Source organism: Mycobacterium sp. NGS11 (genome assembly GCF_059813315.1).
Genome location: NZ_JCALEJ010000002.1, coordinates 1 through 26,052 on the forward strand (window position 1 = coordinate 1; position 26,052 = coordinate 26,052).

The 26,052-nt window shown below is 67.2% G+C and carries 21 protein-coding genes; 16 read left to right on the forward strand and 5 right to left on the reverse strand.

The features are described 5' to 3' along the window. The first annotated feature begins 7 nt into the window (after positions 1 to 7). The 10 genes from AC5Y4T_RS02885 to proB all read left to right on the forward strand — a co-directional run bounded on the left by AC5Y4T_RS02885 (position 8) and on the right by proB (position 12,972). A complete protein-coding gene (locus tag AC5Y4T_RS02885; protein ID WP_499952326.1) occupies positions 8 to 1,267 on the forward strand; it encodes a saccharopine dehydrogenase family protein in 1,260 nt (419 codons plus the stop codon). A 59-nt stretch (positions 1,268 to 1,326) separates the two neighbouring features. Next, positions 1,327 to 3,987, forward strand: coding sequence for a valine--tRNA ligase (locus AC5Y4T_RS02890; protein ID WP_499952020.1), 2,661 nt, complete (start codon positions 1,327 to 1,329; stop codon positions 3,985 to 3,987). A gap of 7 nt (positions 3,988 to 3,994) precedes the next feature. Further along, positions 3,995 to 5,473: a bifunctional tetrahydrofolate synthase/dihydrofolate synthase gene (folC, locus tag AC5Y4T_RS02895; protein WP_499952022.1), complete on the forward strand. Its 1,479-nt coding sequence runs from the start codon at positions 3,995 to 3,997 to the stop codon at positions 5,471 to 5,473. Next, positions 5,470 to 5,847, forward strand: coding sequence for a DUF4233 domain-containing protein (locus tag AC5Y4T_RS02900; protein ID WP_499950493.1), 378 nt, complete (start codon positions 5,470 to 5,472; stop codon positions 5,845 to 5,847). Before folC ends, AC5Y4T_RS02900 begins: the two co-directional genes overlap by 4 nt. Positions 5,848 to 5,935: 88 nt before the next feature. Next, a complete protein-coding gene (gene ndk / locus AC5Y4T_RS02905; RefSeq protein ID WP_499915375.1) occupies positions 5,936 to 6,346 on the forward strand; it encodes a nucleoside-diphosphate kinase in 411 nt (136 codons plus the stop codon). A 344-nt stretch (positions 6,347 to 6,690) separates the two neighbouring features. Continuing rightward, positions 6,691 to 9,495 carry a ribonuclease E gene (gene rne / locus AC5Y4T_RS02910; protein WP_499952025.1) on the forward strand — a complete coding sequence of 935 codons (2,805 nt, stop codon included), beginning with the start codon at positions 6,691 to 6,693 and terminating at the stop codon, positions 9,493 to 9,495. Between the two features lie 223 nt (positions 9,496 to 9,718). Further along, positions 9,719 to 10,030 (forward strand): 50S ribosomal protein L21, encoded by a 312-nt coding sequence (gene rplU, locus AC5Y4T_RS02915; RefSeq protein ID WP_007769829.1) that lies wholly within the window; start codon positions 9,719 to 9,721, stop codon positions 10,028 to 10,030. A 14-nt stretch (positions 10,031 to 10,044) separates the two neighbouring features. Further along, on the forward strand, positions 10,045 to 10,311 hold the full coding sequence (gene rpmA, locus AC5Y4T_RS02920; protein WP_067350730.1) for a 50S ribosomal protein L27: 267 nt from the start codon (positions 10,045 to 10,047) through the stop codon (positions 10,309 to 10,311). Positions 10,312 to 10,372: 61 nt separating this feature from the next. Continuing rightward, entirely contained in the window at positions 10,373 to 11,872 is a 1,500-nt protein-coding gene (obgE, locus tag AC5Y4T_RS02925; protein WP_499952028.1) for a GTPase ObgE, read from the forward strand. Next, positions 11,869 to 12,972, forward strand: a complete 1,104-nt coding sequence (gene proB, locus AC5Y4T_RS02930) for a glutamate 5-kinase (protein WP_499952029.1) — start codon at positions 11,869 to 11,871, stop codon at positions 12,970 to 12,972. Before obgE ends, proB begins: the two co-directional genes overlap by 4 nt. Positions 12,973 to 13,008: 36 nt before the next feature. Here the strand turns inward: proB and AC5Y4T_RS02935 are convergent, their stop codons facing one another. Continuing rightward, positions 13,009 to 13,656, reverse strand: coding sequence for a TetR/AcrR family transcriptional regulator (locus AC5Y4T_RS02935; RefSeq protein ID WP_499952031.1), 648 nt, complete (start codon positions 13,654 to 13,656; stop codon positions 13,009 to 13,011). A gap of 105 nt (positions 13,657 to 13,761) precedes the next feature. Here AC5Y4T_RS02935 and AC5Y4T_RS02940 point away from each other — a divergent pair, with 105 nt between their 5' ends. Then, positions 13,762 to 15,039, forward strand: a complete 1,278-nt coding sequence (locus AC5Y4T_RS02940) for a cytochrome P450 (RefSeq protein ID WP_499952032.1) — start codon at positions 13,762 to 13,764, stop codon at positions 15,037 to 15,039. On the opposite strand, the gene AC5Y4T_RS02945 is transcribed toward AC5Y4T_RS02940, so the two are convergent. Both AC5Y4T_RS02945 and AC5Y4T_RS02950 read right to left on the reverse strand, forming a co-directional pair. Further along, positions 15,036 to 15,884, reverse strand: coding sequence for an SIR2 family NAD-dependent protein deacylase (locus AC5Y4T_RS02945; RefSeq protein WP_499952034.1), 849 nt, complete (start codon positions 15,882 to 15,884; stop codon positions 15,036 to 15,038). The two genes, AC5Y4T_RS02940 and AC5Y4T_RS02945, sit on opposite strands and share 4 nt — an antisense overlap. 17 nt (positions 15,885 to 15,901) lie before the next feature. Further along, complete coding sequence (locus AC5Y4T_RS02950; RefSeq protein ID WP_499916689.1) at positions 15,902 to 16,441, reverse strand: cysteine hydrolase family protein; 540 nt, start codon at positions 16,439 to 16,441, stop codon at positions 15,902 to 15,904. 59 nt (positions 16,442 to 16,500) lie between these two features. Between AC5Y4T_RS02950 and AC5Y4T_RS02955 the strand changes: the two genes are divergently transcribed. Next, the gene (locus AC5Y4T_RS02955; RefSeq protein WP_499952035.1) at positions 16,501 to 18,543 is read left to right on the forward strand and encodes an NAD(+) synthase; all 2,043 of its coding nucleotides are present in this window, start codon (positions 16,501 to 16,503) and stop codon (positions 18,541 to 18,543) included. 56 nt (positions 18,544 to 18,599) lie between these two features. Here AC5Y4T_RS02955 and AC5Y4T_RS02960 read toward each other — a convergent pair whose 3' ends face one another. Together AC5Y4T_RS02960 and AC5Y4T_RS02965 are read right to left on the reverse strand one after the other, a co-directional pair. Next, on the reverse strand, positions 18,600 to 19,007 hold the full coding sequence (locus AC5Y4T_RS02960) for a hypothetical protein (protein WP_499915392.1): 408 nt from the start codon (positions 19,005 to 19,007) through the stop codon (positions 18,600 to 18,602). A gap of 130 nt (positions 19,008 to 19,137) precedes the next feature. Then, the gene (locus AC5Y4T_RS02965) at positions 19,138 to 20,016 is read right to left on the reverse strand and encodes a ribokinase (protein ID WP_499915394.1); all 879 of its coding nucleotides are present in this window, start codon (positions 20,014 to 20,016) and stop codon (positions 19,138 to 19,140) included. A gap of 156 nt (positions 20,017 to 20,172) precedes the next feature. On the opposite strand from AC5Y4T_RS02965, the gene AC5Y4T_RS02970 reads away from it, so the two are divergent. The 4 genes from AC5Y4T_RS02970 (at position 20,173) to AC5Y4T_RS02985 (ending at position 26,046) form a co-directional block, all read left to right on the forward strand. Beyond that, the gene (locus tag AC5Y4T_RS02970) at positions 20,173 to 22,365 is read left to right on the forward strand and encodes an adenylate/guanylate cyclase domain-containing protein (protein ID WP_499952038.1); all 2,193 of its coding nucleotides are present in this window, start codon (positions 20,173 to 20,175) and stop codon (positions 22,363 to 22,365) included. After that, positions 22,365 to 23,768, forward strand: a complete 1,404-nt coding sequence (locus AC5Y4T_RS02975) for a mechanosensitive ion channel domain-containing protein (RefSeq protein WP_499952040.1) — start codon at positions 22,365 to 22,367, stop codon at positions 23,766 to 23,768. Before AC5Y4T_RS02970 ends, AC5Y4T_RS02975 begins: the two co-directional genes overlap by 1 nt. Before the next feature lie 106 nt (positions 23,769 to 23,874). Then, positions 23,875 to 25,134, forward strand: a complete 1,260-nt coding sequence (locus AC5Y4T_RS02980; RefSeq protein ID WP_499952043.1) for a glutamate-5-semialdehyde dehydrogenase — start codon at positions 23,875 to 23,877, stop codon at positions 25,132 to 25,134. Positions 25,135 to 25,170: 36 nt separating this feature from the next. Continuing rightward, positions 25,171 to 26,046, forward strand: coding sequence for an AAA family ATPase (locus AC5Y4T_RS02985; RefSeq protein WP_499952045.1), 876 nt, complete (start codon positions 25,171 to 25,173; stop codon positions 26,044 to 26,046). Positions 26,047 to 26,052: the final 6 nt, after the last annotated feature.

Genomic DNA, 26,052 nt, shown 5'->3' on the forward strand with positions numbered 1-26,052 from the left:
CGGGCCCGTGACCGCAACGCCGCGCGAATTCGACATTGTGCTGTATGGGGCGACCGGCTTCGTGGGGAAGCTCACCGCCGAATACCTGGCCAGCTCGGCACCGGACCGGCGGATCGCGTTGGCCGGCAGATCGCCCGACAAATTGCGCGCCGTCCGCGACACGCTGGGCGACGCCGCGCAGTCCTGGCCCATTCTGAACGCCGACGCCTCGTCGCCCTCGACGCTCAATGAGATGGCGGCCCGTACCCAGGTCGTCATCACCACCGTCGGGCCTTACACCCGCTATGGGCTGCCGCTGGTGGCCGCCTGCGCCGCCGCCGGCACCGACTACGCCGACCTGACCGGCGAGGCGATGTTCGTCCGCGAAAGCATCGACCTCTACCACAAGCAGGCCGCGGACACCGGCGCCCGCATCGTGCATGCGTGCGGATTCGATTCGGTCCCTTCGGACCTCAGCGTGTATGCGCTCTACCGGGCGGCGCGAGACGACGGCGCCGGCGAACTCGGCGACACCGACTTGGTGGTCCGGTCTTTTTCCGGCGGCGTGTCCGGGGGAACCGTCGCGTCGATGCTGGAAGTGCTCGATACCGCATCGCGCGATCCGGATGCCCGCCGTCAGCTCGCCGACCCCTACACGTTGACCACGGATCGCAGCGCCGAACCCGACATCGGCCCACAGCCCGATTTGCCGTGGCGCCGTGGTGGTCGGATCGCGCCGGAGCTGACCGGGTTGTGGACGTCGGGCTTCCTGATGGCGCCCTATAACACCCGAATCGTGCGGCGCAGCAACGCATTGCTGGACTGGGCCTACGGGCGCCGATTGCGTTACAGCGAGAGCATGAGCCTGGGCTCGTCGCCGTTGGCTCCGGTGGCATCGGCTGTGGTGGGCGGGGTCGGCGCGGCGACTTTCGGATTGGGCAGCCGGTATTTCCGGCTGCTGCCGCGCAAACTGGTGGAGCGCATCGTGCCAAAACCCGGAACCGGCCCGAGCGACGCGGCCCGGGAGCGCGGCTACTACCGGATCGAGACCTTCACCACTACAACCACCGGCGCGCGTTACGTGGCGCGCATGGAGCAGCGTGGCGACCCGGGCTATAAGGCGACGTCGGTGCTGTTGGGGGAGTGCGGCCTCGCTCTGGCGCTGGACCGCGACAAGCTCCCAGATCTGCATGGCGTTCTCACCCCCGCAGCCGCGATGGGCGACGCGCTGCTCGACCGATTTCCCGCCGCGGGTGTGACATTAGAGGTCCAACGACTGGATCAGTGACCCGGCTCACGCATTTGGGCGCTTACATGAGAGCAAACACCGCTCCCTAGAATTGACGGGTGACCGCCAGCCGCAGCCCCGCCACCGACCTGCCCAAGTCGTGGGATCCGGCCGCGGCCGAAAGCGCCATCTACCAGAAGTGGGTGGACGCCGGGTACTTCGTGGCCGATCCGAACAGCGCCAAGCCCGGGTATTCGATTGTGCTGCCGCCGCCGAACGTGACCGGCAGCCTGCACATGGGCCACGCACTCGAACACACGATGATGGATGCCCTGACCCGCCGCAAGCGGATGCAGGGCTACGAGGTGCTGTGGCAGCCCGGCATGGACCACGCCGGCATCGCGACGCAGAGCGTGGTGGAAAAACAGCTCTCGGTCGACGGCAAGACCAAAGAAGACTTCGGTCGAGAGCTGTTCATCGACAAGGTATGGGACTGGAAGCGGGAGTCCGGCGGCGCCATCGGCGCCCAGATGCGCCGCCTGGGCGACGGCGTGGACTGGAGCCGGGAACGCTTCACCATGGACGAGGGTCTGTCGCGGGCGGTCCGCGCGATCTTCAAGCGCCTCTACGATGCCGGGCTGATCTATCGCGCCGAGCGACTGGTCAACTGGTCGCCGGAGCTGCAGACGGCGATCTCGGATATCGAGGTCGACTATCAAGAAGTCGAAGGCGAGCTGGTGTCCTTCCGGTACGGGTCGATGGACGACTCGCAGCCACACATCGTGGTGGCCACCACCCGAATGGAAACGATGCTCGGTGACACCGCGATCGCGGTGCATCCCGACGACGAGCGCTACCGGCACCTGGTGGGTAGCAGCTTGTCGCACCCCTTTGTGGATCGTCAGCTGGTGGTGGTCGCCGACGAGCATGTGGACCCCGAATTCGGTACCGGCGCAGTCAAAGTCACCCCCGCGCACGACCCCAACGACTTCGAGATCGGCCTGCGGCATCAGTTACCGATGATTTCCATCATGGACACCAAAGGCCGAATCGCCGACACCGGAACACAATTCGATGGCATGGACCGGTTCCAGGCCAGGGTCGCGGTGCGCGAGGCGCTGGCGAGCGAGGGCCGGATCGTCGAGGAGAAGCGGCCGTACCTACACAGTGTGGGCCACTCCGAGCGCAGCGGCGAGCCGATCGAGCCCCGGCTGTCGCTGCAGTGGTGGGTTCGGGTGGAATCGCTTGCCAAGGCCGCCGGCGACGCGGTGCGCAACGGGGACACCGTGATTCACCCCGCCAGCCTGGAACCGCGGTGGTTCGGCTGGGTCGACGACATGCATGACTGGTGCATCTCGCGCCAGTTGTGGTGGGGCCACCGCATCCCGATCTGGTACGGCCCCGACGGCGAACAGCGCTGCGTGGGTCCTGACGAGGCACCACCGGAAGGCTGGGAGCAGGACCCCGACGTCCTGGACACCTGGTTCTCCTCGGGCCTGTGGCCGTTCTCCACTCTGGGCTGGCCGGAGAAGACTCCGGAACTCGAAAAGTTCTATCCGACAAGCGTTCTCGTTACCGGTTATGACATCCTGTTTTTCTGGGTAGCCAGGATGATGATGTTCGGCACGTTTGTCGGCGACGACCAGGCCATCACCCTGGACGGCCGTCGCGGTCCGCAGGTGCCGTTCACCGATGTCTTCCTACATGGGCTGATCCGCGACGAGTCCGGCCGCAAGATGAGCAAGTCCAAGGGCAACGTCATCGACCCGCTGGACTGGGTGGAGATCTTCGGGGCCGACGCCTTGCGGTTCACCCTGGCCCGCGGCGCCAGTCCTGGCGGCGACCTGGCGATCGGTGAGGACCACGTCCGGGCGTCGCGCAACTTCTGCACCAAGCTGTTCAACGCCACCCGCTACGCGCTGCTCAACGGCGCGAAGCCGGCCCCGCTGCCCGCGCCGGCCGAGCTTACCGATGCCGACCGATGGATTCTCGGACGACTGGAAGAGGTTCGCGCGGAGGTCGATTCGGCGTTCGACAGCTACGAGTTCAGCCGCGCGTGTGAGGCGCTCTACCACTTCGCGTGGGATGAATTCTGTGACTGGTACGTCGAATTGGCCAAGACCCAACTGGCCGAAGGGCTCACGCACACCACGGCCGTGCTGGCCGCCACGCTGGACACCCTGCTGCGGTTGCTGCATCCGGTGATCCCCTTCATCACCGAGGCCCTGTGGCAGGCACTGACCGGCGACGAGGCCCAACACGAGTCGCTGGTGATCGCCGACTGGCCGCAGCCGTCCGGTATCAGCCTGGATAGGGTTGCCGCGCAGCGGATTACCGACATGCAGAAGCTGGTGACCGAGGTGCGGCGGTTCCGCAGCGACCAGGGACTGGCGGACCGCCAGAAGGTGCCGGCCCGGCTGAGCGGCGTCGACGAATCCGATCTGGACACCCAGGTGAGCGCGGTGACGTCGCTGGCTTGGCTCACCGCCGCGGACCCGGATTTTCGCCCGTCCGCGTCGGTCGAGGTGCGCCTGCGCGGCGGCACCGTCGTCGTCGAACTCGACACCTCGGGCACCATCGACGTCGCGGCCGAACGTCGCCGGCTGGAAAAGGATCTCGCGGCCGCGCAGAAGGAATTGGCTTCGACCGCAGCCAAATTGGACAACGCGGACTTTTTGGCCAAAGCGCCCGAACAGGTCGTCACCAAGATCCGGGACCGTCAGCGTCTGGCCCAGGAGGAAACCGAGCGGATCAACGCGCGGCTAGTCGGGCTGCAGTGAGTGTCCGATGACTGAGCCGTCCGAGTGGCAGGACCCCGATTGGCCGCGGGACGAGGGTCCGAGCGAAATCCCCGACCCGGCCCCCACGCCCGACGAGATCGCATCACTGCTACAGGTCGAGCACCTGCTGGACCAGCGCTGGCCGGAGACCAAGATCGAGCCGAGCCTGACGCGGATCAGCGCGCTGCTCGATCTGCTGGGCTCGCCGCAACTGGCCTACCCGTCGATCCATGTCGCGGGCACCAACGGCAAGACCTCGGTGACGCGGATGATCGACGCTCTGATCACCGCACTGCACCGGCGCACCGGGCGCACCACCAGCCCGCACCTGCAATCGGCGGTGGAACGCATCTCGATCGACTCCAAGCCGATCAGCCCGGCGCAATACGTGGCCACGTATCGCGAGATCGAGCCGTTCGTACAAATGGTCGACGCGCAGTCGCAAGCTTCACCTTCTGGGGCTGGCCCGCGCCTGAGCAAGTTCGAGGTGCTGACCGCCATGGCGTTCGCCGCGTTCGCGGACGCCCCCGTCGACGTCGCCGTGGTCGAGGTGGGGATGGGCGGACGCTGGGATGCCACCAATGTGATCAACGCCCCCGTCGCGGTCATCACCCCGATCTCCATCGACCACGTCGAATACCTGGGCGACGATCTCGCCGCCATCGCGGGGGAGAAGGCCGGCATCATCACCCGGGCGCCCGAGGGCGCGCCCGACACCGTCGCGGTCATCGGGCGTCAGGCCCCCGAGGCGATGGAAGTGCTGTTGGCCCAAACCGTCGAAGCCGATGCCGCGGTCGCCCGGGAGGATTCGGAGTTCGCCGTCCTGGGACGTCAGGTCGCGATCGGTGGGCAGGTGCTGCAGCTGCAGGGTCTGGGCGGGGTGTATTCCGACGTGTACCTGCCGCTGCACGGCGAACATCAGGCGCACAACGCCGCGCTGGCCCTCGCTGCGGTCGAGGCGTTCTTCGGCGCGGGGGCGCAGCGTCAGCTCGACGTCGAGGCGGTTCGCGCCGGTTTCGCCGCCGTCGCCAGCCCCGGCCGGCTGGAGCGGATGCGCAGCGCACCCACGGTGTTCATCGACGCCGCGCACAACCCCGCCGGTGCGCAGGCGCTGGCGCAGACCCTGGCCGGTGAATTCGACTTCCGCTATCTGGTCGGGGTGCTCAGCGTGCTCGCGGACAAGGACGTCGACGGCATCCTGGCCGCCCTGCAGCCGGTGTTCGACGCTGTCGTGGTGACCCACAACGGATCCCCGCGAGCCATCGACGTCGAATCGCTGGCCCTGGCCGCACGCGAGCGGTTCGGCCCCGACCGGGTCAGCACGGCGGAAAACCTGCGCGATGCCATCGACGTCGCGACGGCGCTGGTGGATGACGCCGCGGCGGACGGCCCGGCCGAAGCCTTCTCCGGCACCGGCATCGTCATCACCGGCTCGGTGGTCACCGCCGGGGCAGCGCGCACCCTGTTCGGTCGTGATCCGCAATGACCGGCGTGCCAGAGCACCCCGAAGAGCAGGCCCCGCCGCCCGCGGACCCGTGGCGGAGCTTCGGCGCGGTGATGGCCCTGACCCTGTTTCTGGAAGCGATCGTGGTGCTGCTCGCCATCCCGGTGGTCGGCGCGGTCGGCGGCGGACTGACGACGGCGTCGCTGGTCTACCTGGTCGGGCTGGCCGTCCTGCTGATCCTGATGGCCGGCGTGCAGCGCAAGTCCTGGGCGATCTGGGCCAACCTCGGCGTGCAGGTGATCCTGCTCGCGGGCTTCGCGGTCTACCCCGGGGTGGGTTTCATCGGCGTGCTGTTCGCCGGGCTGTGGGGGTTGATCGCCTACTTCCGGGCCGAGGTCCGGCGCAGACAGGGGTAGGCCGGCAATCCGGGCGGCGTGGACGGCCCGAGCAGGCCCCACCACGGTCATCCGACCCCACGCCTGCCGATTATGTACGCTGTCCGCCGTGACCGAACGGACATTGGTACTGATCAAGCCCGACGCCGTGCAGCGGCAGCTGGTGGGGGAGATCATCGGCCGCATCGAGCGCAAGGGCCTCTCCATCGCCGCGCTGGAGCTGCGGCCCGTCGGCCGCGATCTCGCCGCCCAGCACTACGCGGAACACGACGGCAAGCCCTTCTTCGAGTCGCTGCTGGAGTTCATCACGTCGGGACCGGTGGTGGCGGCCATTGTGCAGGGGCCGCGGGCGATCGCCGCATTCCGGCAGCTCGCAGGGGGTACCGACCCCGTGGAGAAGGCGATCCCCGGCACCATCCGTGGCGATTTCGGGCTGGAAACCCAGTTCAACCTGGTGCACGGGTCCGATTCGGTCGAGTCCGCGAAGCGCGAAATCGCGCTCTGGTTTCCCACGGCTTAGACCTGCGGCAATGGCAGGCGGGAAACGGCCCTGAGCAACTTCGCCGAATCGGCTGCATCATGTGTGGCTGGGGCGGCGGCGTGATGTGGGATACTGGTCTCGGGTGAACGTCGCCGGACCGGCGTCAGACACTCGAATGAAGACTTAGACAAGCGCGACCAATAGCCCCGTCGCCTTGGTTCGCTGCATGTCAGGCCGTCATTCAGCACGGCGCCGAGTGGGTCTGTGATCCTGGGCCGCTCGGGGCGAGACCATCACAAGCCCGGGAGAAGTAACCCGGGTCCATAGCGAAGCCCTCGCGTGGCCGCGTCGCAATGACGCGCCCGGGGGCTTGAGGAGAATACGTGGTAGACGGTGCACCGACTGCAGACCCATCAGAAGAATCGACTCGCCCCGGAGAGCTGCCGGACCGCTTGAGAGTTCATTCGCTGGCCCGAACGCTGGGGACCACCAGCAAGCGAGTGCTGGACGCGCTGAGCGAACTGGACGGGCGAATCCGCAGCGCACATTCCACCGTGGACCGCGACGACGCGGTGCGGGTACGGGACCTGCTGGCGTCCGCGGAGCCCCCGGCAAGCGCGGAGGACGCCGCGGCCACCGAAGCGAGCGACGCCGACGAACCGGAATCCCGGCTGCTGCTCGAGAGCCCGGACAAGGCCGTCGAGCGACCGCATTACATGCCGCTGTTCGTCGCGCCACAGCCGATCGATGCCCGAGACGAAGACGCCGGTACCGACGACAGCTCGGAATCCGACGATTCCGACGGCGACGATGACGAGCAGGCCGACCGGCCGTCGAACCGGCGGCGGCGTCGCGGCCGTCGTGGTCGCGGCCGCGGACGCGGTGAACAAGGCGGATCTGAAGGCCAGGGCGACGACGGCGACGACGACGACGACCAACCGCGGGGCAAGAAGGGCGGTCAACCGGACGCGGCCGACTCCGAGGACTCCGACGGTCAGGATTCGGACGACTCCGACGACTCCGACGACTCGGACAACGGTGACGACGGTTCGGCGGACGGCGGCAATCGCCGCCGGCGCCGGCGCCGGCGGCGCAAATCCGGAGCGGGCGACGACAACGACGAGGGGTCGTCGTCGCCGGATGACCCGCCAAACACGGTGGTGCACGAGCGGTCGCCCCGCAACGGCAAGGGCGGCGGCGACGACAGCGCCGGCTCGAACAACGAGATCAAGGGCATCAACGGCTCCACTCGGCTGGAGGCCAAGCGGCAACGCCGCCGGGACGGCCGCGACGCCGGCCGGCGCCGGCCCCCGGTGCTGACCGAGGCCGAATTCCTGGCCCGCCGCGAGGCCGTCGAGCGGGTGATGGTGGTGCGCGACCGGATCCGCACCGAACAGCCGCATCAGGGCTCGCGCTACACCCAGATCGCGGTGCTCGAGGACGGCATCGTCGTCGAGCACTTCGTCACGTCGGCCGCGTCGGCCTCGCTGGTGGGCAACATCTACCTGGGCATCGTGCAAAACGTGCTGCCGTCGATGGAGGCGGCGTTCGTCGACATCGGCCGGGGCCGCAACGGTGTGCTCTACGCCGGTGAGGTCAACTGGGAGGCCGCCGGTCTCGGCGGATCCGATCGCAAGATCGAACAGGCGCTCAAGCCCGGCGACTACGTCGTCGTCCAGGTCAGCAAGGATCCCGTCGGGCACAAGGGTGCGCGGCTCACCACCCAGGTGTCGCTGGCGGGTCGCTACCTGGTGTATGTGCCGGGGGCGTCGTCGACTGGGATCAGCCGCAAGCTGCCCGACACCGAACGCCAGCGGCTCAAGGAGATCCTGCGCGAAGTGGTGCCGTCGGACGCCGGGGTGATCATCCGGACCGCGTCCGAGGGCGTCAAAGAGGAGGACATCCGCGGCGACGTCACCCGGCTGCAGGAGCGCTGGAAACAGATCGAGGCCAAGGCGATCGAGATCAAGGAGAAGGCCGCCGGCGCCGCGGTGGCCCTCTACGAAGAGCCCGACGTCCTGGTCAAGGTCATCCGCGACCTGTTCAACGAGGACTTCGCCGGCCTCATCGTCTCCGGTGACGAGGCCTGGACCACCATCAACGACTACGTGAATTCCGTTGCCCCCGATTTGGTTTCGAAGCTGACCAAGTACGAGGCGCCCGCCGGTCCCGAAGGGCAGGCCGGGCCGGATGTGTTCGCGGTGCATCGCATCGATGAACAGCTCGCCAAGGCGATGGAGCGCAAGGTGTGGCTGCCGTCGGGCGGCACCCTGGTGATCGACCGGACCGAGGCCATGACGGTGGTCGACGTCAACACCGGCAAGTTCACCGGGTCCGGGGGCAACCTCGAGCAGACGGTGACCAAGAACAACCTCGAGGCGGCCGAGGAAATCGTGCGTCAGCTGCGGCTGCGCGACATCGGCGGCATCGTGGTCATCGACTTCATCGACATGGTGCTGGAGTCCAACCGCGACCTGGTGCTGCGGCGCTTGACCGAAGCGCTGGCCCGCGACCGCACCCGTCATCAGGTGTCCGAGGTGACGTCGCTCGGTTTGGTCCAGTTGACCCGCAAGCGGTTGGGCACCGGCCTGATCGAAGCCTTCTCCACATCGTGTTCGAACTGCGGCGGGCGCGGAATCCTGCTGCACGCCGATCCGGTGGACTCGGCCTCGTCGAACGGGCGCAAGTCCGAATCCGGCGGTGGTGGCCGCCGGGGCAGGCGCAAGAAGAACAAAACCGAAGAGCAGGTGGTCGCCAAGGTGCCCGCCCACGCTCCAGGCGAGCATCCGATGTTCAAGGCGATGGCCGCCGGCTCCTCCGCGCAGTCCGAGGATGACGAATCCGACGAGACCACCGAAGACACCACCGACGAGCTCGACCAGGAGGCTGCCCGCGCCGGCGACGTCGCCGACGCCGAGGACTTCGACGACACCGACGACGAGGACTCGGACGACGATTCGGACGATGACGACGACCTGGACGACGACGACGAGGACATCGACGACGAAGAGGACCTCGGCGACGATGACGAGGATCTCGAGCTCGACGACGACGACCTGGACACCGAGGACGAGGATTCGGACGACAACGGGCAGGATTCCGCTGGAGCCGACCAGGCCGTCGCGGGACGCTCCCGGCGCAGACGCGCCGCGGGGAGGCCGGCCGGGCCGCCGATCCACGCGGATTGAGCCGCCTGAGCAGAAGGCCCCGGTGGTGTCCGGTTTGACCCTGTAGCCGCTGGTCACGTACCCTTGGACAGTTGTCGTCAGGCCGGGCGAGGAAAACTTCGGCCGGCGGCAGCGGGACTCCCGGGGAATCGGCGCAGGCCCGCAACCCAGACCCACCACGTGCACCGCGGTTAGTTCGCGCGCGACGCGCAGAGCGGCGGTTAGAGAAGGAGCAGGAGCGACGATGGCGACCTACGCAATCGTGAAGACGGGCGGCAAGCAGTACAAGGTCGCCGTCGGGGACGTGGTCAAGGTCGAGAAGCTCGAATCCGAGCCCGGCTCGAACGTGTCGCTGCCGGTTGCCCTGGTGGTGGACGGCGCCAAGGTGACCACTGATGCGGCCGCGCTGGCCAAGGTCGCGGTGACCGGCGAGGTGCTCGAGCACACCAAGGGCCCCAAGATCCGCATCCACAAGTTCAGGAACAAGACCGGCTACCACAAGCGTCAGGGACACCGTCAGCAGCTGACGGTCCTGAAGGTCACCGGAATCAAGTAGCGAAGGCGACAGACATGGCACACAAGAAGGGCGCTTCCAGCTCGCGCAACGGTCGCGATTCCGCCGCGCAGCGGCTGGGCGTGAAGCGATTCGGCGGCCAGATCGTCAAGGCGGGCGAAATCATCGTCCGGCAGCGCGGCACCAAGTTCCACCCGGGCGTGGGTGTGGGCCGTGGCGGGGACGACACGCTGTTCGCCAAGGAGGCCGGCGCCGTCGAGTTCGGCATCAAGCGCGGCCGCAAGACCGTCAACATCGTGGCGGCCGGACAAGCCACCGACTGAGGTGTGTTTCCGGGCCCAGCCCGGTGATTTCGGCGCCCGGTGGTAGGTGAGAGGACCCACGATGCCTCGGTTCGTCGACCGCGTCGTCATCCACGCGCGCGCCGGTGCCGGAGGTAACGGCTGCGCCTCGGTCCATCGGGAGAAGTTCAAGCCGCTCGGCGGCCCCGACGGTGGCAACGGCGGCCGCGGCGGCAGCATTGTCTTCGTCGTCGATCCGCAGGTGCACACCCTGCTCGACTTCCATTTCCATCCGCACGTCACCGCGCCCTCGGGCAAGCAGGGGATGGGCAACAACCGCGACGGCGCTGCCGGCGCCGACCTGGAAGTCAAAGTGCCCGACGGCACCGTCGTCCTCGACGAAAACGGTCGGTTGCTGGCCGACCTGGTCGGGGCCGGCACCCGCTTTGAAGCCGCCGCGGGCGGTCGCGGTGGGCTGGGCAACGCCGCTCTCGCGTCGCGGGCGCGCAAGGCTCCCGGCTTCGCGCTGCTGGGCGAGCAGGGCCAGACCCGCGACCTGACCCTAGAACTCAAGACCGTCGCCGACGCCGGCCTGATCGGTTTTCCCTCGGCCGGCAAGTCTTCACTGGTGTCGACGATCTCGGCGGCCAAGCCCAAGATCGCCGACTACCCGTTCACCACGCTGGTGCCCAACCTCGGCGTGGTGTCGGCGGGCGAGCACACCTTCACCGTCGCCGATGTGCCCGGCCTGATTCCCGGTGCGTCCGAGGGCCGCGGCCTGGGGCTGGACTTCCTCCGCCACATCGAGCGATGCGCGGTGCTGGTGCACGTCGTCGACTGCGCCACCGCGGAGCCCGGCCGTGATCCGATCTCCGATATCGACGCGTTGGAGGCCGAACTCGCCGCGTATACGCCCACGCTGCAAGGGGATGCGACGTTGGGTGATCTCACCGAGCGGCCCCGCGCGGTGGTACTCAACAAGATCGACGTTCCCGAAGCGCGCGAGCTTGCCGAGTTCGTTCATGACGAGATCGCACAGCGTGGCTGGCCGGTGTTCCTGGTTTCGACTGTCGCGCGAGAAGGTCTGCAGCCGTTGACCTTTGGGTTGTGGAAGGTGATCTCGGAGTACCAGGCCGCACAGCCGGCGATCGTGCCGCGCCGACCGGTGATTCGTCCCGTTCCCGTCGACGACAGCGGCTTCAGCGTGCACCCCGATCCGGGGCAGCCGGGCGCCTTCGTGGTCAGCGGCGCGCGCCCCGAACGGTGGGTCCGGCAGACGAACTTCGACAACGACGAGGCCGTGGGGTATCTCGCCGATCGGCTGGCGCGCCTGGGTGTCGAAGAGGAGTTGCTGCGGCTGGGTGCTCGGCCGGGTTGCGAGGTGACGATCGGGGACATGACCTTTGATTGGGAGCCGCAAACGCCTGCCGGGCAACAGGTTGCGCTGTCAGGCCGCGGAACCGACGCGCGGTTGGAGCGCACCGATCGCGTCGGCGCCGCCGAGCGCAAGGCCGCCCGGCGCCAGCGGCGCGCCGGCGACGATGCAGAGCGCGGCGATGCTGAGGAGCGGCGCAGAACCACAGAACGCGGTGAGGAGCAGTGAGCGCCCACCGAGAGGCCATCCGCACCGCTCGCAGCCTGGTGGTCAAAGTGGGGACCAACGCCTTGACCACACCGGCGGGCGTGTTCGACGCTGGCCGGCTCGCCGGGCTCGCCGACGCCATCGAGACGCGGATGAAGGCGGGCACCGACGTCGTCATCGTGTCATCGGGAGCCATCGCGGCCGGCATCGAGCCGCTCGGATTGTCCCGTCGTCCCAGGGATCTGGCGACGAAGCAGGCCGCCGCCAGCGTCGGCCAGGTGGCGCTGGTGAACTCGTGGAGCGCCGCGTTCGCCCGCTATGGCCGCACGGTCGGGCAGGTGCTGCTGAGCGCGCACGATATCTCGATGCGGGCCCAGCACACCAACGCCCAGCGCACGCTGGATCGGCTGCGCGCGCTGCATGCGGTGGCGATCGTCAACGAGAACGACACGGTGGCCACCAACGAGATCCGGTTCGGCGACAACGACCGGCTTTCGGCGCTGGTGGCTCATTTGGTCGGCGCCGAGGCGTTGGTGTTGCTGTCCGACATCGATGGGCTCTACGACTCGGATCCGCGAAAGACCGACGGCGCGAGGTTCATTCCGGAGGTGTCGGGTTCTGCGGATCTGATCGGCGTAATCGCCGGGCCCGGAAGCGATTTGGGTACCGGCGGGATGACCTCGAAGATGTCCTCGGCGCTGCTGGCCGCCGACGCCGGTGTGCCGGTGCTGCTTGCCGGCGCCGCCGACGCCGCGACCGCGCTCACCGAAGCCTCGGTCGGCACGGTGTTCGCCGCGCGTCCGGTGCGAATGTCCGCACGCCGGTTCTGGGTGCGATACGCCGCCGAGGCGGCCGGCGCGCTGACCCTGGACGAGGGTGCCGTGCGCGCGGTGGTGGGGCAGCGTCGCTCGCTGCTGCCCGCCGGCATCACCGCGGTGGCCGGGCGGTTCTACGCCGGCGATGTGGTCGAACTGCGCGACCAGGACGCGGTGATGGTGGCCCGTGGCGTGGTCGCGTATGACGCGACGGAACTGACGACCATGATGGGCCGCTCCACCTCTGAGCTGCCCGGCGAGCTGCGCAGGCCCGCGGTGCACGCCGACGATTTGGTGGCAGTGTAGGAGCGCGTTCGTCGGTGCGGGTGACTGGGGTCTGGGTCAGCGCTCCGAGGTTGGCTTGAGATACAGTGCGCCCCAAACGATCTCGGCCAGGGTCGCGGCTAGTTCGGCGTCGTAGTCGGGTGGCTTCGCCGGCAGGTTCTGCTGGCAGGCCCGCTCGACCATCCACGTCAGCGCGCTGGCGGTGGTGACCGCGGGCAGCTCCGGGCGGATCGAGCCGTCCGCCTGGCCGTCCTCGATTACGTGGGTGAGCTGCTCGGAGATGCCGGTAAGCAGTTCGCGGTACGTATGTCCCGTCAGCGGGTCGTAGGCGGCCATTTCGTTGAGCGCGACCAGCACCGCCTGATGCCGTCGGTAGGTGGCGATGATGCGGCTCATCGCGGTCCGCACGTCGTCGGGGTCATGGCGCCCGGCGACGCTCCACCAGCTTCGCGCGCCATCGGTCAGATCACCGAACACCTGGCGCGCAAGCCGGCGCAGCAGATGACCCTTGTCCTCGAAGTAGATATAGAAGCTGGCCCGCGAGATGCCGGCCTCGCCCGAGAGCCGATCCACGCTGAGCTCGGTGAAGCTCGCGCCATCGCGCATCAGCCGCTCGGTGGCGTCGAGCAAGCGGCGCTCCATTTGCTCGCGGCGCTGTTGGCGCCCCACGCTGCGACCCTGCGGCTTGCGGGTGAGTGACGGCATGCGCCGAGCATAGCGGAGCTCGAGACATATTGACTAGACATAGTGTCTAGGCATATCGTCACGAGAGTCTGTGACCGGTGTCATACGAGACGGAGGATCGCCACCATGGCCGTGCTGACGGGTAAATCTGGCACCGACAAATCCGGCCGTGCCTACGACGAGGTCGATCTGTCCTCACGCGCGTTCTGGTCCACCACCGCGGCGGATCGGGAACGCTCCTTCGCCGTGCTGCGGGCCGAACGTCCGGTGAGCTGGCATCCGCCGGTTGAGGACTCGTTGATGCCGGATCCGGCCGACCCCGGCTTTTGGGCGGTCACCCGGCGCTCCGACATCGTCGCGGTCAGCCGCAACAACGACGTGTTCCTGTCCGGCCAGGGCGTGATGTTCGAGAGCATTCCGGTGGAGCTGCTCGAGGCGTCGCAGTCTTTCCTGGCGATGGATCCGCCGCGACACACCAAGCTGCGCAAGCTCGCCCACGCCGCGCTCAGCCCGCGGCAGGTTCGCCGTATCGAAGACTCGATCAAGGCCAACGCCTCGACCATCGTCGAGGAGCTGCGATCGGCCGGCAGCGGCGCTGATTTCGTCGACCGCTGCGCCAAGGAACTGCCCATTCGCACCCTGTCGGACATGATGGGGATTCCGGAGTCCGAGCGTGAGCGCATGGCGCACGCCACCGACGCGCTGGTGTCCTGGGGCGACCCGGAATTCCTCAACGGACGTCCAGCGATGGAGGTCCTGGTGGAAAACCAGCTGTATCTGCACCAAGTCGTCGGCAGCCTGGCCACCGAACGTCGCGCGTACCCGGGCGAGGACCTGATCAGCAGCCTGGTCACCGCCGAGGTGGACGGCGACCGCCTTGAGGACGCGGAGGTGGCCGCTTTCTTCGTCCTGTTGTCGGTGGCGGGCAACGACACCACCCGGCAGACCATCAGCCACACGCTGAGGGCGCTCACCGACTTCCCCGGCGAAAAGGCTTGGCTGCTTTCGGATTTCGACAACCGGATCGGGACGGCCATCGAGGAGTTCATTCGCTGGGCGACGCCGGTCATGACCTTCCGACGCACGGCCGCAACGGATGTCGAGCTGGGCGGCCAACGAATCGCCGCGGGCGAAAAGGTGGTCATGTTCTACCCGTCCGGCAACTGGGACACCGAGGTGTTCGACCACCCGGAACGTTTGAACTTGAGCCGTGACCCCAACCCACACGTCGGCTTCGGGGGCGGCGGACTGCACTTCTGTTTGGGCGCGCACGTGGCACGCGCCCAGCTGCGGGCCATCTTCGGCGAGCTGTTTCGTCAGCTGCCCGACATTCGGGCGGGCGAGCCCACCTACTTGGCCGGCAATTTCGTGCACGCCATCCGCAGCATGCCGTGCACCTTCTAACGCGTTGACAGGGGCGCTAATTCGTCGGCGAGTAGGGCCAGCAACTCCGAGCACCCGCCGTCCACCTTGACGGTGGCCAGGTCGTCGCCGCGGGTACTGCCACGGTTGACGATGGCCACCGGAATGCCCAACGCCGCGGCGTGCCGCACGAACCGGTAGCCGGAGAACACCGTGAGCGACGAGCCGGCGACCAAAAGCGCATCCGCCCGCGCCACCAACTCATACGCTTGCGCCACAACATCTTCGGGAACGCTTTCGCCGAAGTAGACGATGTCCGGCTTCAGCATCCCGCCGCAGCGCTCGCAATCCAGATAGTGGAACGACGCGGTATCGGCGATCACGGCGTCGGCGTCGGGAGCCACCGCCAAACCACCGATCGCTTCGGCGCGCTCGGTGAAGCCGGGGTTGAGCGCCTCGAGCCGCTCGCCCAGGGCGGCGCGCGTCATGGTGGTTCCGCAGTCCAGGCAGATCACCTGCGCGTAGGTGCCGTGCAGGTTGATGACGTTTCGGCTGCCGGCCTTGGTGTGCAGCAGATCGACGTTCTGGGTGATCACGCCGGTGACCACCGACGCGGCCTCGAGCGCGGCGAGCGCCCGGTGGCCCGCGTTGGGCAGCGTGCCGTCCATGTGCCGCCAGCCGACGTGGTTGCGTGCCCAGTACCGCTGTCGAAATACCGGATCGCTGGTGAACTGGCGGATCGTCATGGGATTGCTCGGCGGTGAATCGGGCCCGCGGTAGTCGGGAATGCCCGAATCGGTGGAGATGCCCGCTCCGGTCAGCACCGCGACCCGGCGACCGGCCAGCAGAGCGACCAGTTCGGGCGATTCTGCGCAGCCGACGGTCACTTATTCAGAGTAGGAGATCAGTTCAGGCAGTCGGCCGCCGTCGTGAGCTCGGCAGACATGTTTTGCTGCATCATCTTGCACGCCGCCTCGCCCAGATCCGGGTCGATGTGTGCCACGGCATCGGTCGGGATCACGACGGAAAAGTGCCGCACATACGCATCCAGTGCCGTGTAGAGGATGCACTGCTCGGTGACCTGACCGGTGATGATCAACCGCTTGGTTTCCAGCCGGTTGAGCAGGTACGCCAGCGCCGTCGCATAGAACGCGCTGTGGCGGACCTTCGTCATCACGCGGCCTTCGTCCTTCGGCAGGATCGGCTCCACCAGGTCGGGCCGCGCGCCCTCGCATGCGGCGCCGACGATGTCGGAGAACTGCGCGGTGAAATCGCCGTAGTTGTCGTTGACGTATATCAGGTCGACGCCGTCGGATTCGCGGGCCCGGCGAACCAAATCGGTCAAAGGCTCGATGATCTTCTCGACATTGGGTATTAGATTTTCAGCGTCGGGATGCTGATAGGTGTTCATCATGTCGACCACCAAGACAGCCGTGTCGCTCATGGCGTCGGGAATACCCGGCAACTCCGAGTTGACACGCATGGGACGACAATGGAAGGGCGATGGACTTCTACAACGCTTACAGCCAGGGCTTCGCCCGCGTCGCAGCATGCACGCACCGCACGGTCATCGGCGACCCGGCCGCGAATGCGGAATCGGTCCTGCGAATGGCCAGGGAGTGCCACGACGACGCCGTCGCGCTGGCCGTCTTTCCGGAACTGACGCTGTCCGGGTACTCCATCGAAGACATCGTGCTGCAGGACCTGTTGCTCGATGATGTCGACAAGGCCATCGCGGAGATCGTCGCGGCCTCGGCCGAGTTGTTGCCGGTGCTGGTCATCGGCGCCCCGCTGCGGCATCGGCACCGGATCTACAACGCCGCCGTAGTCATCCACCGCGGCGAGGTGCTCGGGGTGGCGCCGAAGTCTTACCTGCCCACCTATCGCGAGTTCTACGAGCGCCGCCAGATCGCACCGGGAGACGACGAGCGCGGCACCATCCGCGTCGCCGGCGTGGAGGTGCCGTTCGGTCCTGACCTGCTCTTCGAGGCTTCCGACGTGCCCGGCTTGGTGCTGCACGTGGAGATCTGCGAGGACATGTTCGTGCCGATCCCGCCCAGCGCCGAGGCCGCGCTCGCGGGTGCGACGGTGCTGGGCAACCTCTCCGGCAGTCCGATCACGATCGGCCGCGCCGAGGACCGCTGCCTGCTGGCCCGTTCGGCCTCGTCGCGATGCCTGGCCGCCTACGTGTATTCGGCTGCCGGGGAAGGTGAATCGACCACCGACCTGGCGTGGGACGGTCAGACCATGGTGTTCGAAAACGGTGTGATGCTGGCTCAGTCCGAGCGCTTCCCCAAAGGGGAGCGGCTCAGCATCGCCGACGTCGACATCGAACTGCTGCGCGCGGAACGGCTCCGCATGGGCACCTTCGACGACAATCGGCGCCACCACCGGACGACGACGGACACCTACCGGCGCATCGAGTTCCGGCTGGACCCACCGGGCGGCGACATCGGACTGCGGCGCGAGGTCGAGCGATTCCCCTTCGTCCCCGCCGATCCGGAACGGCTGGAACAGGATTGCTTCGAGGGTTACAACATCCAGGTCGCCGGTCTCGAACAGCGGCTGCGCGCACTCGATTTCCCCAAGGTGGTCATCGGGATCTCCGGTGGGCTGGATTCCACGCATGCGCTGATCGTCGCCGCACGCGCGATGGATCGCGAACAACGGCCGCGCAGTGACATTTTGGCGTTTACCCTGCCCGGCTTCGCGACCGGCGACCACACCAAGCGCAACGCGGCCGAGCTGTGCCGCACGCTGGGTGTGACGTTCGCCGAGATCGACATTCGCCAGACCGCGGAATTGATGCTCAAGGAGATGGATCACCCGTTCGCCCGGGGCGAAAAGGTGTATGACGTCACCTTCGAAAACGTTCAGGCCGGTTTGCGCACCGACTACCTTTTCCGGCTGGCCAACCAGCGCGGCGGAATCGTCCTGGGCACCGGGGACCTGTCCGAACTCGGGTTGGGCTGGTCGACGTACGGTGTCGGCGACCAGATGTCGCACTACAACGTCAATGGCGGCGTACCCAAAACGCTTGTCCAGCACCTGATCCGCTGGGTCATCTCGTCTGAACAGTTCGAGCCGGAGGTCAGCGAGGTGTTGCAGTCGGTGCTCGACACCGAGATCACCCCGGAGCTGGTTCCCAGCGGCGAGGAAGAAGAGCTGCAGAGCAGCGAGGCGAAAGTGGGTCCGTTTGCGCTGCAGGACTTTTCACTTTTCCACGTGCTGCGCTTCGGATTTCGGCCGTCGAAAATCGCTTTCTTGGCCTGGCATGCCTGGAGCGATCCGAATCACGGCATCTGGCCGCCCGGCTTCCCCGAGGACAAACGGCCGTCCTACTCGCTGAAGGAAATCCGGCACTGGCTGCAGGTTTTCGTGCAGCGGTTCTACTCGTTCAGCCAGTTCAAGCGCTCGGCCCTGCCCAACGGACCCAAGGTGTCGCACGGTGGCTCGCTGTCGCCGCGGGGGGATTGGCGCGCACCGTCCGACATGTCGGCGCGAATCTGGCTCGACGAAATCGAACGCGAAGTCCCCGAGGATTAGTTCGCACACTCGCGGGCCCGCCCGGGAGCACCGAGCGGGCCCTGAGCAAATCGGGCTCAGGCCTTGGCGCGGCGCCAGCCCTGGTACTGCAACTCGGCGAACACCAGCGTGTAAACGCCGGCCGCCAGGTTCAACACCACGCCGGTCGACGTCAACGGGAAGACGTCGGCGAGCACGAGAACGATTGCGGCCACCGTGTACGCCACGTTCGCGATGATGACGCCCATGCCGGCGCGCCGCACCGACGGCAAGGTGGCCAGCCCGAATACCACCACGCCGTACGCGATCAGGAACGCGGCCATGCCGTACTCGAACGCCTTCGTGGTGCCCGAGAGGTCGGCGAGCCAACCGGCCACCGGGATGCCGGCCAGGCCGACCACCGCGCTGATGGCGGCGTCGGCGCGCATGGCAAGGCGAAGCAAGCCGTCGCGGGTGCCCGTGCGGTCGATCGTGGTAGCGGACATGATGTTCCTTTCTCGATGGCGGACTGCGATCACCACCGACGCTGCTCGCAAACCACTGCCAGATCGACGCCAGCCGCTGCCAAACGCTGCCAACCGCAGGTCAGCGGGGCGACGTCGGTGGGCAGAGCAGCTAAGACGCGTCTCGCAGCGCCTTGTCGATCGCCGCGGCGTCCGGTGCGCAATCACCCGCGCCGGCCACCAACGTCGCCAACGCGCCCGCTGCGCAGGCACGCCGCAACGCAAGCCGCCGCTGATCCGGCGAGCCCGGCTTGGATGGCCAATTCGCGGCCAGCACACCGGCGAAGACGTCGCCGGCCCCGGTGGTGTCCACCGCATCGACCGCCGGAGCCGACACGGTGTACTCGCCGTCGGCGCCAACGTAACGGGCGCCGCGCGCACCGAGCGTGACCACCAGATGCTCCGGGCGCCAGGGCCATTCGTTGGCCTCTTCTTCGTTCGTGATCACCACGTCCGCGGCGGCCGCCAAGTCGCCCAACGAGTGGGGATCCTGACCGGCCGGCGACGCGTTCACAATGACGACCGCTCCCGCCGACCGCGCGTGTTGCGCCGCAGCGACAGCCGTCTCCACCGAAATCTCTAGCTGGGTCAACATCACGTCGCAGTTCGCGACGACCGCACGGGTCTGGTCGTCGGTCAGTCTGAACCGACCGTTGGCACCCGGCGCGACCACGATCGTGTTCTCGGCGTTCGCGTCGACCATCACGATCGCCGTGCCGCTGGGGCCGGGAATTTCGACGGCGCCGTCCAGCCCGACGCCATTGGCCTCGAGGTGCGCGCGCAATTGCCCGGCGGCCGCGTCATCGCCCACCGCTCCGACGAATTGCACCTGCGCGCCCGCGCGCGCCGCCGCCACCGCCTGGTTGCCGCCTTTGCCGCCGGGGGCGTGCGACAACGACGACGCCAAAACCGTCTCGCCGGGCCGAGGAAGGGCATCGACAGTCAACGACAGATCGAGATTCACACTGCCCACTACACAGACGCCCGCCATGACGCCGACGTTAGTCGCGCCGGAATGGCAAAGCACACCAAAGGACACCGGCACTTTCGGCGCCGAATCGCTTCATGGCAAACCCCGAATAACTCGATGTCCGCGCGATATTCTGCTGCGTTAGGGGTGCTGAAACCCAGGAAAAGGGGTAGGCGATTGACCACGAGCGAGCTCACAGACGCTGAACCCCATATCGATCCAGAGCCGGCTCACCCGGCCGCCAAGCGCACGCGCCGAAGCGCCCTGACCCGATTCCGGTTCGGCATCCAGTCCAAAATTCTGATCACCATGCTGCTGTCGAGCATCCTGGGGGTGGCGGTGATCGGCGCCATTGGGGCGGCGTCCGGGCGCAACGCGCTGCGCCAGGTCGAATCCGAACGCCTGATCGAGATGCGCGAATCCCAGAAGCGAGCTGTGCAAGCGCTGTTTCGTGAGGTGTCGAATTCGCTGATCATCTGGAGTGGCGGGTTCGGCATCAACCAGGCGACGACGGCCCTCACGGCGGACTTCGCTCAACTGAACAATGCGACGATCTCACCCGCCCAACAACAGTCGCTTGTCGATTACTACGACAACGACATGATCAAACCGATCAAGCAGATCACCGGGGACACCATCGACATCAGGGCCGTCCTGCCAAGTTCCAACGCGCAGAAGTACATTCAGGCCTATTACACCGCCCCGCCCCGGGCGAACCCCGATGCGTTGCCCGTCCTGGACGCCGGCGACGGCAGCGCCTGGTCGGCGTCCAACGCGCGCTTCGACTTCTACATGCGCGGCATCGTCAACCGGTTCGACTATCGCGACGCGCTGTTGTTGGACATGCAGGGCAATGTCGTCTACAGCGTGCGCAAGGGTCCCGACCTCGGAACAAACATTTTGACCGGCCCGTATCGCGAATCGAAGCTGCGGGAGGCATACCAGAAGGCCTTGGCCTCCAACGACGTCGACTTCGTCTGGATCACCGACTTCCAGCAGTATCAGCCGGCACTGGATACGCCCACGGCGTGGGTGGTGTCACCGATCGGCATGAATGGCAGGTTCGAGGGAGTGATGGCGCTGCCGGTGCCGGTCGCGAAGATCAACAAGATCATGACCGCCGACAAGCACTGGGACGCGGGCGGAATGGGACCGGCGACCGAAACGTACCTGGCCGGTCCCGATGATCTGATGCGGTCCGATTCAAGGGATTTCATCGAGGACCCGAAGGATTACCGGCGTTCGGCGATCGACGCCGGCACGCCCCCCGACGTGGTCGACCGCGCGATCCGGCTGGGCACCACCACCCTGGTGCAGCCGGTCGATACCGCCGGTCTTCGCGCCGCCAAACGCGGCGAGACGGGCGTGGTCAGCGCGACCGACTACATGGGCAACAGGGAGCTGGAAGCCTATGCCCCGCTGGCCATCCCCAACTCCGACCTGCACTGGTCGATCCTCGCGACGCGTGACAACTCCGACGCATTCGCCCGCCTCGGCCGGTTCAGCAAGAAGATGGTGATCGCCGTCGCGGCGATGATCTTCGCCATCTGTGTGGCCTCGATGTTGGTAGCGCAGGCCGCGGTGCGACCGGTCCGGCGCCTCGAAGAGGGCACCCGCAAGATCAGCTCCGGGGACTACGAGATCAACATCCCGGTGAAACGACGCGACGAAATCGGTGATCTGACAGCGGCCTTCAACGAGATGAGCCGCAGTCTGGCAATCAAGGAAGAGCTGCTCAACGAGCAGCGCCGGGAAAACGACCGCGTGCTGCTGGCGTTGATGCCCGAATCGGTGTTGCGACGCTATCGCGATGGCGAGGAGACCATCGCCCAAAAACACCAGGATGTCGCCATCATCTATGCCGACATCGTCGGCCTGGACGAGATCTCGAGCGACCTGCCCGAAGACGAGTTGGTCGCCACCGTCGACGACCTCTTCCGGCAATTCGATTCGGCCGCCGAAGCCCTTGGCGTCGAACGGATTCGCACGTTCCACAACGGCTATCTGGCTAGTTGCGGGGTGGTCACCCCCAGGCTGGACAGCATGCATCGCGCCGTCGACTTCGCGCTCGAAATCGGCCGCATCATCGACCGATTCAACACCCAATCGGCGCACCAGCTGGGCCTGCGGGTAGGTGTCAACACCGGCAACGCGGTGAGTGGGCTGGTCGGCCGCTCCAGCCTGGTCTACGACATGTGGGGCGGAGCGGTCAGTTTGGCCTATCAAATGCACAGCGGCGCACCGCAGCCCGGCGTCTATGTCAGCTCGCAGGTGTACGAGGCGATGCGGGACGTCCGGCACTTCACGCCCGCCGGCACCATCTCCGTCGGGGGCGCCGATCAGGCCATCTACCGGTTGCAGGAGCGTTGATGAACCTGTTCAACTCGACGTGGTTCTACTGGGCGATCGGCATCGCGATCGGGCTGCCCCTCGGGTTGATCGCGCTCACCGAGCTGCACGACGCGCTGCTGCGCAGGAACAGCCCGCTGGCCCGGCAGGTCGGCCTGCTGCGCAACTATGTGCTGCCGCTCGGTGCGCTGTTGCTGTTGCTGGTTCAGGCCTCGCAGATTCCGGCCGGCGACGTTCCGGTGCGCGTCCTCACCACGGTTTTCGGCCTGCTGGTGCTGGTGCTCGTGCTGTCCGGTTTCAACGCGGCGATGTTCGAGGGCGCACCCGAAAACAGCTGGCGCAAAAGGCTGCCCACCATCTTTCTGGACTGCGCCCGGTTGGCCGTCATCGGTGTCGGTCTGGCGGTGATGTCGTCCTACATCTGGGGTGTGCGCATCGGCGGTATTTTCACCGCGCTGGGCGTCACGTCGGTCGTCATCGGTCTGATGCTGCAGAACTCTGTCGGCCAGATCGTGTCGGGCCTGTTCATGTTGTTCGAGCAGCCGTTCCGCATCGATGAATGGCTGGACACGGGCGCGGTCCGCGGCCGCGTGGTCGAGGTGAACTGGCGCGCCGTGCACATCGACACCGGCAGCGGCATTCGGGTCACGCCGAACTCGGTGCTGGCCAGCAACGCGTTCACGAACCTTTCTCGCCCTCCCGGCGCGCACAAGCTGTCGGTGACGACGACGTTCTCCAGTGCCGACCCGCCGGACCAGGTGTGTGCGCTGCTGTCCCGCATCGCCGAGCGGTTACCCCAGCTCAAGGCGGGCAGCGTGCCGCGGACTGTCCCGGTAGGCGCGGCCGAGTACCGCACCACCATCGGTTTGACCTCACCAGCGGACGACGGCGCCGCCAAGGCCACCTTCCTGCGCTGGGCCTGGTATGCGACGCGGCGGGAAGGCCTGCACCTCGATGACGCCGACGACGACTTCTCCACCGCCGAACGTGTAGAGCATGCGTTGCACACGGTCGTGGCGCCGGCGTTGCGGATCGGCGCCGAGGAGCAGCGATCGCTGCGGTCTGCCGCGAGGATCGTCCGCTACGGCGCCGACGAGGTGGTGGAGTACGCCGGCCAGGTCCCCACGACCATGACGTTCCTGGTCTCCGGGCGCGTGCAGTTGACCGCCACCGCCGACGACGGCTCGCTGGTGCCGATCAGCACGCTGGTCGAAGGGTCGTTCCTGGGGCTGACCGCGCTGACCAGGCAACCGAACCTGGCCAGCGCGTACGCGCTCGAGGAGGTCACGGCTCTGGAGATCGATCGGGAACACGTTGAGCACCTGGTGACGCGTGCGCCCTTGTTGCTGCAGAGCTTCGGCAACATCATCGAAGAGCGGCGCAGCAAGGTGCGCAGCGCGCGGCGCGGTGAGCGGGTGAGCTAGTGGCGATCGCGAGCGCGGCGGTGCCGGGCGATGCGGGTCGCCACCATTGGGGTAGTGGCGATCGGGTCGCCTCACCCGCGGTTTTGCCGCCCGATACCCTGGTTTGATGAGTCTGCAAGCACCATCGCTTCCTGACTTGCGCCAGGAGGTGCACAACGCGGCACGCCGCGCCCGCGTTGCCTCACGTGTCCTGGCATTGTTGCCGACGGTTGCCAAGGACCAGGCACTGCGATCCGCGGCCGACGCGATAGCCGCCCACAGTGATCTCATCCTGTCGGCCAATGCCGACGACCTCGACGCCGCCCGGGCCGCCGGCACGCCGTCCGCGATGCTCGACCGGTTGGCGCTGGACTCCACACGCGTTGAGGCAATCGCCGCTGGCCTGCGCCAGGTCGCCGGCCTGCCCGACCCGGTCGGGGAGGTGTTGCGCGGTTACACGCTGCCCAACGGGCTGCAGTTGCGTCAGCAGCGGGTGCCGCTGGGCGTCGTCGGGATGATCTACGAGGGCCGGCCCAACGTGACCGTCGACGCCTTCGGGTTGGCGTTGAAGTCCGGCAACGCCGTACTGCTGCGCGGAAGTTCGTCGGCGACGCGGTCCAACCAGGCTCTGGTTCAGGTGCTGCGGGCTTCGCTGGTCAGCGAGGACCTGCCCGCCGATGCGGTGCAACTGCTTTCGGCCGATGACCGCTCCACGGTGACGCATCTGATCCAAGCCCGCGGCCTGGTCGACGTGGTGATTCCACGCGGCGGGGCGAGCCTGATCAACGCGGTGGTCCGCGACGCGCAGGTGCCCGCCATCGAGACCGGCGTCGGCAACTGTCACGTCTACGTGCACGAAGGCGCCGACTTGGATGTGGCGGAGCGAATCCTGTTGAACTCCAAGACCCGTCGGCCGAGTGTCTGCAACGCCGCGGAGACGCTGCTCGTCGACGTGGCGATCGCCGAAGACGCGCTGCCCCGGCTGTTGACCGTCCTGCAAGACGCCGGCGTGACGGTGCACGGTGGATTCGCGAAGGATGCGCACGAGGACGATCTGCGTCGCGAGTACCTGTCGATGGACATCGCGGTGGCGGTGGTCGACGGCATCGACGCGGCGATCGCTCACATCAACGAGTACGGCACCGGGCACACCGAGGCCATCGTGACCACCAATATGGCTGCGGCGCAAAAGTTTACGGACGGTGTGGATGCGGCAGCGGTGATGGTGAACGCGTCCACGGCGTTCACCGACGGCGAGCAGTTCGGTTTCGGCGCCGAGATCGGCATCTCTACCCAGAAACTGCATGCCCGCGGTCCGATGGGCCTGCCCGAGTTGACCTCGACCAAATGGATTGTGTGGGGAGACGGACAAACTCGTCCGGCCTGATACCCGCGTGGCGAAAGCGTTTTAGGAGAACCGATTGTGAGTGTGCCCGCCCGGTCCAAGCCGTTGTTCGACGACATCGACGACGTGTCGCGGCGGCTGGCCGAGACCGGCTACCTGCCAGACACCGCGACCGCGACGGCCGTGTTCCTGGCCGACCGGCTCGGTAAGCCGTTGTTGGTGGAAGGTCCGGCCGGCGTCGGCAAGACCGAACTCGCCCGCGCCGTCGCGCAAGCCACCGGCTCGGGACTGGTGCGCCTGCAGTGCTACGAGGGCGTCGACGAGGCTCGCGCGCTCTACGAGTGGAACCACGCCAAGCAGATCCTGCGCATCCAGGCCGGTTCCGGGGACTGGGATCAGACCAAGGACGACGTCTTCAGCGAGGAATTCCTGCTGCAGCGCCCGTTGCTGACCGCCATCCGGCGCACCGAGCCGACCGTGCTGCTCATCGACGAGACGGACAAGGCCGATATCGAGATCGAGGGCCTGTTGCTGGAGGTGCTGTCCGACTTCGCGGTGACCGTTCCGGAACTGGGCACCATCACCGCCGAGCGGACGCCGCTGGTGGTGTTGACCTCCAACGCCACCCGCGAGCTCTCCGAGGCGCTCAAGCGTCGCTGCCTGTACTTACACATCGACTTTCCCAGTCCCGACCTGGAACGCCGCATCCTGTTGTCCCGGGTCCCCGAGCTGCCCGTGCATCTGGCCGAGGAGCTCGTTCGCATCATCGGCGTGCTGCGCGGGATGCAACTCAAGAAAGTTCCGTCCATCGCCGAAACCATCGACTGGGGCCGCACGCTGCTCGCGCTGGGCCTGGACACCATTGACGACGCGGTCGTCGCGGCCACGCTCGGCGTGGTGCTCAAACACCAATCCGACCAGCAGCGCGCGACCGGCGAACTGCGGCTGAACTAGGACGAC

Excerpts from the sequence above, each read along its gene's own strand:
- folC (WP_499952022.1), top strand. The coding sequence starts at position 3,995 with ATGACTGAGCCGTCCGAGTGGCAGGACCCCGATTGGCCGCGGGACGAG.
- AC5Y4T_RS02900 (WP_499950493.1), top strand. The coding sequence starts at position 5,470 with ATGACCGGCGTGCCAGAGCACCCCGAAGAGCAGGCCCCGCCGCCCGCG.
- rplU (WP_007769829.1), top strand. The coding sequence starts at position 9,719 with ATGGCGACCTACGCAATCGTGAAGACGGGCGGCAAGCAGTACAAGGTC.
- rpmA (WP_067350730.1), top strand. The coding sequence starts at position 10,045 with ATGGCACACAAGAAGGGCGCTTCCAGCTCGCGCAACGGTCGCGATTCC.
- obgE (WP_499952028.1), top strand. The coding sequence starts at position 10,373 with ATGCCTCGGTTCGTCGACCGCGTCGTCATCCACGCGCGCGCCGGTGCC.
- AC5Y4T_RS02935 (WP_499952031.1), bottom strand. The coding sequence starts at position 13,656 with ATGCCGTCACTCACCCGCAAGCCGCAGGGTCGCAGCGTGGGGCGCCAA.
- AC5Y4T_RS02940 (WP_499952032.1), top strand. The coding sequence starts at position 13,762 with ATGGCCGTGCTGACGGGTAAATCTGGCACCGACAAATCCGGCCGTGCC.
- AC5Y4T_RS02950 (WP_499916689.1), bottom strand. The coding sequence starts at position 16,441 with ATGAGCGACACGGCTGTCTTGGTGGTCGACATGATGAACACCTATCAG.
- AC5Y4T_RS02955 (WP_499952035.1), top strand. The coding sequence starts at position 16,501 with ATGGACTTCTACAACGCTTACAGCCAGGGCTTCGCCCGCGTCGCAGCA.
- AC5Y4T_RS02960 (WP_499915392.1), bottom strand. The coding sequence starts at position 19,007 with ATGTCCGCTACCACGATCGACCGCACGGGCACCCGCGACGGCTTGCTT.
- AC5Y4T_RS02965 (WP_499915394.1), bottom strand. The coding sequence starts at position 20,016 with ATGGCGGGCGTCTGTGTAGTGGGCAGTGTGAATCTCGATCTGTCGTTG.
- AC5Y4T_RS02975 (WP_499952040.1), top strand. The coding sequence starts at position 22,365 with ATGAACCTGTTCAACTCGACGTGGTTCTACTGGGCGATCGGCATCGCG.
- AC5Y4T_RS02980 (WP_499952043.1), top strand. The coding sequence starts at position 23,875 with ATGAGTCTGCAAGCACCATCGCTTCCTGACTTGCGCCAGGAGGTGCAC.